The sequence below is a fragment of the Microcystis aeruginosa LEGE 91341 genome, assembly GCF_015206885.1.
Classification (GTDB): domain Bacteria; phylum Cyanobacteriota; class Cyanobacteriia; order Cyanobacteriales; family Microcystaceae; genus Microcystis; species Microcystis aeruginosa_H.
The window spans coordinates 63879-71794 of sequence record NZ_JADEXY010000005.1; the positions used below are offsets into that span (position 1 = coordinate 63879).

The 7916-nt window shown below is 41.2% G+C and carries 7 protein-coding genes; 4 read left to right on the forward strand and 3 right to left on the reverse strand.

The annotated features are described in order from the left end of the window. Positions 1-410 precede the first annotated feature (410 nt). The 3 genes from IQ234_RS01940 to IQ234_RS01950 all read left to right on the forward strand — a co-directional run bounded on the left by IQ234_RS01940 (position 411) and on the right by IQ234_RS01950 (position 4033). Complete coding sequence (locus IQ234_RS01940) at positions 411-2039, forward strand: SUMF1/EgtB/PvdO family nonheme iron enzyme (RefSeq protein ID WP_193955825.1); 1629 nt, start codon at positions 411-413, stop codon at positions 2037-2039. Between the two features lie 387 nt (positions 2040-2426). After that, complete coding sequence (locus tag IQ234_RS01945) at positions 2427-2969, forward strand: NUDIX hydrolase (protein WP_193955826.1); 543 nt, start codon at positions 2427-2429, stop codon at positions 2967-2969. Positions 2970-3091: 122 nt separating this feature from the next. After that, on the forward strand, positions 3092-4033 hold the full coding sequence (locus IQ234_RS01950) for a hypothetical protein (RefSeq protein WP_193955833.1): 942 nt from the start codon (positions 3092-3094) through the stop codon (positions 4031-4033). Between the two features lie 135 nt (positions 4034-4168). Here the strand turns inward: IQ234_RS01950 and IQ234_RS01955 are convergent, their stop codons facing one another. Continuing rightward, entirely contained in the window at positions 4169-5110 is a 942-nt protein-coding gene (locus IQ234_RS01955) for a TIGR04168 family protein (protein WP_193955827.1), read from the reverse strand. Positions 5111-5497: 387 nt separating this feature from the next. Here IQ234_RS01955 and IQ234_RS01960 point away from each other — a divergent pair, with 387 nt between their 5' ends. After that, on the forward strand, positions 5498-5695 hold the full coding sequence (locus tag IQ234_RS01960; RefSeq protein WP_193955828.1) for a hypothetical protein: 198 nt from the start codon (positions 5498-5500) through the stop codon (positions 5693-5695). Position 5696: 1 nt separating this feature from the next. Here IQ234_RS01960 and IQ234_RS01965 read toward each other — a convergent pair whose 3' ends face one another. Continuing rightward, positions 5697-6863, reverse strand: a complete 1167-nt coding sequence (locus IQ234_RS01965; RefSeq protein WP_193955829.1) for a cysteine desulfurase family protein — start codon at positions 6861-6863, stop codon at positions 5697-5699. Positions 6864-6956: 93 nt separating this feature from the next. Then, a complete protein-coding gene (locus tag IQ234_RS01970) occupies positions 6957-7526 on the reverse strand; it encodes an REP-associated tyrosine transposase (RefSeq protein ID WP_193955830.1) in 570 nt (189 codons plus the stop codon). Positions 7527-7916: the final 390 nt, after the last annotated feature.

The following is a 7916-nucleotide window of genomic DNA, read 5'->3' on the forward strand; positions in this document are numbered from 1 at the left end:
CTCTTAGGTTTGCTGGGTAAAATGTATTGACAAGATACATTCCTCCTAGCGAGGGAGTGGAAGGAACCACAGAGACACAAAGGACACAAAGATTGATCGATCATAGAGTAAGTTAAACTTATCACACAGAACCTAGAAGAGCCTTGGATTGAGTTATAAAACCGAAAGTAACGCCCAATTTTAGGAGAAAGTTTCCCCTTAAAAATCCCAAATTAGTAGATTTACAAAAATGAGATGCACCCAATCAAAGGCACATCTGTCTTATAATTCAATAAGTACCTCAGCAAAATTAATTACACATTTCGATAAAGCTTTTGCCTTTTGCCTTTTGTCCTCTGCCTTCGTTAAAACCACTCACTTAATAGGATAGTTACACAACGTAAAAATTGATTAATTCAGGAGTTATTATTATGCTAGAACAAATGATGAAGATGTTAGAAGGGCAAAAAATAAACTCTTATCGTCTTAATAAGTTTCTTGGTGCGGGTGGTTTTGGGGGTGTATTTCATGCTAGTGAAATGGTCAGAAATACATCGGTTCAAGAAGTTGCTATTAAAGTTATCCCCGAAAGTAGCGATGATAAATTAATTGAGTTACAAAATGCCAGAAAGTTAGAACATTCTAATTTAATTAAGGCTTATTCAGTGGGGGAATTTACTTTTCTCAATACAGAAATGCTTTATTTAGTGATGGAATTGGCACAGGGTAGCCTAGAAAATCACATTGCCAAAGGCAGTTTATCATCAAGTGAGATTAAAAATATTACTGCTCAAGTCGCCCAGGGCTTAAATTATCTTCATGGACAAAATAAAGTTCATCGAGATTTAAAACCGGGTAATATACTCAAGGTTAATCAACAATACAAGTTAGCAGATTTTGGCTTAATTAGAACTTTAAATAACAAAAGCCACACTCAAACCGTCCACAATAGCGGTACAATTATTTATATGCCTCCTGAAGCCTTTAGGGGTGATATTTCCTCAGCTTGGGATCTGTGGTCATTAGGTATTATGTTAATCGAAATGACCACTAATCAACTTCCCTATAAGTTCAATAATGATATTAATCAATTAATGGCAAAGGTGATGAATTGTGAGCTACAAATACCTAGTTTACCGAAAGAGTTTAAACCGATTATTGAAGGGTGTTTGCAAAAAGATAGAAGACAAAGATGGACAGCACAACAGGTTTTAAATGCCTTACAACCTGTGGGATGGAATTCTCCCCCGTCACCTCCACCAGCACCGGCAGCAGTCAAAAAGCCTGTTTCACCAATACCCCTAATTGCTTCACCTACTCCATTTACCGAAAAAATATCCAACGTAGTAACACTAGAGATGGTGAGCTTACCAGCAGGTGAGTTTCTCATGGGATCTCCTGACAGTGATCCCAATGCTGAAAGTTATGAAAAGCCTCAACACCAAGTTAAAGTCAACAGTTTTGCGATTGGGAAATATCCAGTGACTCAGGCACAATATCAAGCAGTAATGGGAACCAATCCCTCTCATTTTAAAAACAACTCTTGGTTGAAAAATAATCAGCAAAATCCGGTAGAAAGGGTTAGTTGGAACGATGCTCAAGCTTTTTGTAAGAAATTGAGTCAAATAACAGGGAAAACCTATCGCCTACCGACGGAAGCGGAATGGGAATATGCCTGTCGTGCGGGGACTACTACTCGCTATTATTTCGGTGATGATGCTAATCAGTTAGGAGATTACGCTTGGTATGACGGAAATTCTCAGAGTAAAACTCATCCTGTGGGACAGAAAAAACCCAATGCTTGGGGACTCTATGACATGATTGGCAATGTTTGGGAGTGGTGCGAGGACAATTGGCACGATAACTATATCGGAGCGCCAAAGGATGGCAGTGCTTGGCTGACAAATGATAATGATTATCCAATACTGCGGGGCGGTTGTTGGTACAACGGTCCGGATGGCTGCCGTTCGGCTTACCGCGACTTCAGCCTCTACCGCCGCGACGGCCTCAGCAACAGCTACGGTTTTCGGGTGGTGTGCGGTGCTGGGGGGACTCTGTAACCCTTATTCTCTTTTTACCCTTTTTACCCTTGTTTCAATTTTTCTCTTTTTCCCGCCCCTAGGCGGGTCGATTTTTTTTTTGAGAAATTGAGGTGGCATGAGTAGAAAACGGGTTTCTCGGAGAAACCCGTTTTCTGTGGGTTACTCAACGGATTTAGGATAATATTGGTGCGTTACGTCGCCTATGTAAGTAGCTGGTTATAATTAAATTAAAAGTGGATTTTAGGTTCGATACCCGCTGCCCCCCTTGATAAGGGGGGTGCCGATCCCCCCTTATTCCCCCCTTAATAAGGGGGGCATTTGATAATTTTTAACGCCTACCTACTTACTTATAATTATCTGCGAAAAAAGTTTAGTAATTTCACTGCAATTATAACAGGATTGTCGATGACTAATTTAAAAAAATGGCAAATTATTAAATCTGAGCTAGTTTTTCAGAATCGTTGGTGTCAAGTCCGTCAAGATGCAGTAAAGTTATCCTCTGGACAAGTTATCGATGATTATTTCGTTAATATTCGTCCTGAAATTGTTTTAGTTGTTCCAGTTACTAGGGATAATCAATTAGTTTTTGTCCGTCAATATCGTCACGGAGTTAAGGAAATTTTATTGGAATTTCCCGCTGGAGCAGTAGATGCGGGTGAAGATAATATTACTGCGGCAGCGCGTCGGGAATTCGAGGAGGAAACTGGTTATCAAAGTGATTCTCTAATACCTCTGGCTGTTTTGTACGATAATCCGGTTAAAGATACTAACAGAATTCATATTTTTTTGGCTCTTAATGCTACTCCCACTGGTCAACAAAAGTTAGATATTACCGAGGAAATTGAAGTTATTCTTCGACCTTTACAGGAAATTAATCCCCAAGAAATTACCGTCTCTGGTAGTTTAGCTGCTTTCTATCTAGCGAGGGATTTTTTAAAGCAAAATTAAGGAGGTATAGCGGTTATATTGATGGGGAGCCAGTTGTCAGGAGATTATTTTTATTTATTCTCCCCAATTCATAATTCATAATTCATAATTTATAATTCCCACTGTCTATGAGTAATTTTTTTATGATTGCTGGCTTCATTCTATCAGCTTATGCAATCGTTGCCAACGATTCCCTACAGACTTTAGGTACTTTTTTAAGTGCCAATGAAGAACGTCCCTGGTGGATTTTGTGGCTGTATTCCAGCATAATCTTAGCCTCGATTTTTATCGCTGGTTGGTACATTAATCAGGGAGATGTGGCTTATAATCGACTAGAAATGATTCCCTTTCCAGAAAATTTTACTTGGATTTATATCGTTCCTCCCCTAGCAATTTTAATTCTCACCACTTGGGGAATACCCGTGAGTACAACCTTTTTGGTTTTAACAGTTTTTGCTCCCCAATCTCTAGATGAAATGTTAGTTAAATCCGCTTGGGGTTATGCTATTGCTGTTATGGTGGGGTTAGTCATCTATCGAATTATTTATCGATTAGAAAACTTTTTCCTAGAAACAGTTAATAAAGAACCTCAAAAAATCTGGGTAGTTTTACAGTGGTTATCTACTGGGTTTCTTTGGAGTCAATGGTTAATGCAAGATTTTGCCAATATTTTCGCCTATCTTCCCAGACAGTTAGCAGCAACATGGTTAGTTTTATCTCTAACAGTTATGCTACTCCTGCAAACCATCATTTTTATTAATCATGGTGGTCAAATCGAGAAAATTGTCACTAGCAAAACTAACGCCCATGATCCGCGTTCTGCAACAATTATTAACTTAATTTATGGTCTAATTTTACTGTTTTTTGTTGGCTATAATCATATTCCCATGAGTACCACTTGGGTATTTTTAGGTTTATTAGGAGGTCGAGAAATTTCTCTGACTTTAACCAGAGAAACCACTAATTTAGCCGCCACGGGTAAACTGGTTTTAGGGGATGCCTTGAAAGCTTTTATCGGTATGGTTGTTAGTGTTGCTATCGCTCTTGCTTTACCTCTAATCGCTCAAAAACTTAACTATCTATAGGGAATTATGAATTATGAATTATGAATTATGAATTATGAATTGGGAAGCTTTTTTTAGTAATCAGTAAACTGATAACTGATAACTGATATTAGTGGTTGTACCGCATAAGATTAAGAAAAGGTCTATTTTCAAAACTTAAGAATAACAAGATTGGGGAGATAGGCGATCGATTGATGACCCGGAGTGATAAAGTTTTCTATTGCTGATAATCTCGAAATTATCGTTCAACCAGATTAAAGATGCTTCTGTAACTAGACCTTCTTCAAGAGTGACTAGGGAAAAATTGCGAGATTTACCCCTATCAGAGTGGAGAATGCGAGGAACACTAGCAGCATTCAGATAAACAGTTCCCATCTCGGAAGTGACCACGGGATTGCGTAAACGGGAAGTAGTATGACGGAGACGGTGGTGCATATGACCGAAACTGACGAGAGAAACCTGTTTTCCTAATAGCTGTGCTTGTGCGATGGCCGCTGCTAAATCCGGATCCCCGTGGTCTCCTCCCAAAGGTTGCCAATCGCGACCACAGATAGCTTCCGCTTCCTTTCCCAGTCCGGCTGGACCATTGTGACCTAAAAAAATCAGGTTATTATAGGCAGTATCTTGAATATTAGCGATAATTTTGGCAGTAGATTCGGCAAAACTGCTGATATTATAGCGTTCTTGAAAAAATTCTCCATTTTTCCACTCGGAACCTCCCCAAGTAAAGGGACGACCCCCAACAATCGAAAGCTGTAAACTGGGTAGGTCTAGTTTTGAGTAACCCACATGAGCAACCCCTAATAATTCTAACTGGGCGGTGACACGATCTTCTTTATCGCGATCGTAGGGACATTGTTTTCGTCCCCAGGGGGTGGCACTATACCAAGCGTCATGATTACCGAGAATAACGGCTTTTGGTAAGGACAAACTAGCAATCCGACCGACAATTTCTAGGGATTCATTGCCAAAATCCCCCACAAATAGGGCTAAATCCACTTGTAAAGCTTCTAGTGCTAAATTATCTTCTATTTCCCATTGGTCGTGAACGTCACCGATGACGGCGATTTTATAGGTGCGAGGGAAAGAACTTACCATTACCAGTTATTAACTATCATTTACCAGTAACGATCATAGCTAGGATTGGCCGAATAAATCTAAAAACCTTGTCGGATAATATCTTTAGGCTTTTTTGAAATCAAAAAAGTGCCGGTCATTGGCGTAATTGGCTCAATTTGGTCGAAATATCTAGAGGACATTTTGGGCGCACGCAGTTCGATTGGCGCAATCAATAATATTATTGTAGGGGCGAATTGCATTCGCCCTCTTTGAATAACTTCTGCTGCTCACCTATAGGTGAGGGAAAGTCACAAATAGGAGATGCAGCCGATAATTTTCTAGAGATGTAAAGATTTAAAACAAAGTTACCCACAGTCATCGGTTTTTTTGTAAATTTAGATACAGAATTATCAGGGTGATCTGTGTATGTACTTACTACAATCTCGCACTACTGCTGTTGTTACTTGTCCCCAAGCAAACACATGGGTACGGCTAAGAATGCTTCCCTCTCCATACAGCTTTGATGAAGCACTACTACTCTGTGAACAGGATCAAGGCCGTTGGGTGGCATGGATTCCCGATTTTGGCGAAATTATCCTGATTGAAGGGCAATTTGAGGCATAAACTAACTCTTGCTCACAATTAAAGCAGATAAACAGCGATCGATCACTTGTTTTAATACAAGCGCCGTCCAATCGATATCGGCTGCGCTGGTGTCCCTTCCCAGGGTTAAACGAATTCCCGCTAATGCTTCTCGATCGCTGTAGCCCATAGCTTTTAAAATTGGACTAGGGGAAAGTTTGCCACTATGACAGGCGGATCCAGAACTAATACCGATTCCTGCTAAATTAAGCTGACGAACTAGCTGTTTTCCCGTGATGTGACTGTTATCGTCGGGACGGACAATAAAGCTGACGTGGTGGGGTAAACGATAGAATCGGTCCCCCGTGGGCAGCAGATAAGGATAATCGGCTAAGAGGTCAAATAATCGATCTCGTAGGGCGATTAAACGCATTTTTTCGCTAATTAAGTCTTTTTGGGCTAATTCGGCCGCTAAACCAAAAGCTGCGATCGCTGGTACGGCTTGGGTTCCCGATCGCAGGCCTTTTTCCTGACCACCGCCCCGCAGTAATGGTAAAATATCGACACCGGCTCTGATGTATAAAGCTCCCGATCCTTGCATTCCATAAATTTTATGGCTAGAAAGAGATAATAAATCTACGGGCAGTTTCCGCACATCAATGTCGCATCTTGCCGCCACCTGCACCGCATCGGTGTGAAAAAGAACTCCCCTTTCCCTGGCAATGCTGCCCAATTCTTCAATCGGTTGTAGGGTTCCCACCTCACTTTGTCCGTAAATAATGGAGATTAAGACCGTATCGCTTTGAATTGCGGCTTTTAGGTCTAAAGGATTAACTCTACCTTGACGATTGACGGGAAGACGAGTAATTTGCCAACCTTGCTGCTCTAATTGTTTACAGGGTTCAGCGATCGCCGAATGTTCCACACTAGAAATAATTATATGACGGGGGCGGTTATACTGTTGAGCAACCCCGATAATCGCTAAATTATCGGCTTCCGTGCCGCCAGAAGTGAAGATAATCTGGTCTGGATTGGCATTAATTAACCCTGCTACCTGTTCTCTGGCCATTTCGATGACTGTCGCCGTATCCTGTCCCCAACTGTGTAAACTGGAGGGATTACCCCAATGATGCCGCAGAATAGTGGCAACCCGCTCGATTACTTGGGGATGAGTGGGGGTAGTGGCACTATAGTCAAGATAAATTTGCATTATTTTACAATCTGAGAAATGAGAGTCAAGACAGGCAGCTATTCTCAGTTTAGCCGTTTAAGAGATTAGAAAGCGGGTTTCTTAGGTTTCTACCTACTCGTCTAACAGCAGCCCCTTTAACTCTGGAGAGATGACATCTATATCCATCATCATAAATGAACGACAAGCAGCCATCGAGCCTAAAGTCGCGACAATAATTTCCAGATTGGGTAGTGTTCCTTCTCGCCATCCCACATATTCCTGAAAACTGGAGAATTCCCATTCCTGGGGCTGACTCACCAAACCCGCTTTAACCGGATTCCAATGAATATACCTCGACAAATTTAACAAATACTCTGTGTCATTTACTAGAATTGCCTGAAACCGCCCTTGAAACAATGAGCCAACTCGCCCATATCGCCGATTTATGGCTTTGGTATAAGACAGGGAAAAGGCTTGCATTGCCGCAGAAAGCTCGGCTTTTTTCAGCCGTATTAGCAGGTGATAGTGGTTGGGCATCAAGCAATAGGCAATAACATCTAGCGTTTCTACCAGATATTTACGCACCAATCGCAGAAAAAAAAGATAATTTTCTCGCTCAAAGAAGATATCTTCACGGTTATTGCCGCGATTATAGATATGGTAGTATTGTCCTGCTTGAAAGATATTCTGACGATAGGGCATATTTATCTTATCTCTAGAAAACAGCTTTCTCTGGCTTACTATTCTAAGCTAAGAGAAACCCGCTTTCTTTAAGAAAGCGGGTTTCTGAGTTGATGATGAGAAACCCGCTTTCTGGGTTGATGATGAGAAACCCGCTTTCTGGGTTGATGATGAGAAACCCGCTTTCTGGGTTGATGATGAGAAAGCGGGTTTCTGGGTTGAGTAGAAACCCGCTTTCTGGGTTGATGATGAGAAAGCGGAGAAACCGGGTTTCTGAGTTGATAATGAGAAAGCGGAGAAACCCGCTTTCTGAGTTGATAAGAAACCCGCTTTCTTAAAGAAAGCGGGTTTCTAAAGATTTTATTAAAATGTATCATAAGATACAATTCGGGGGGGGGGGGGGGGGGGGTA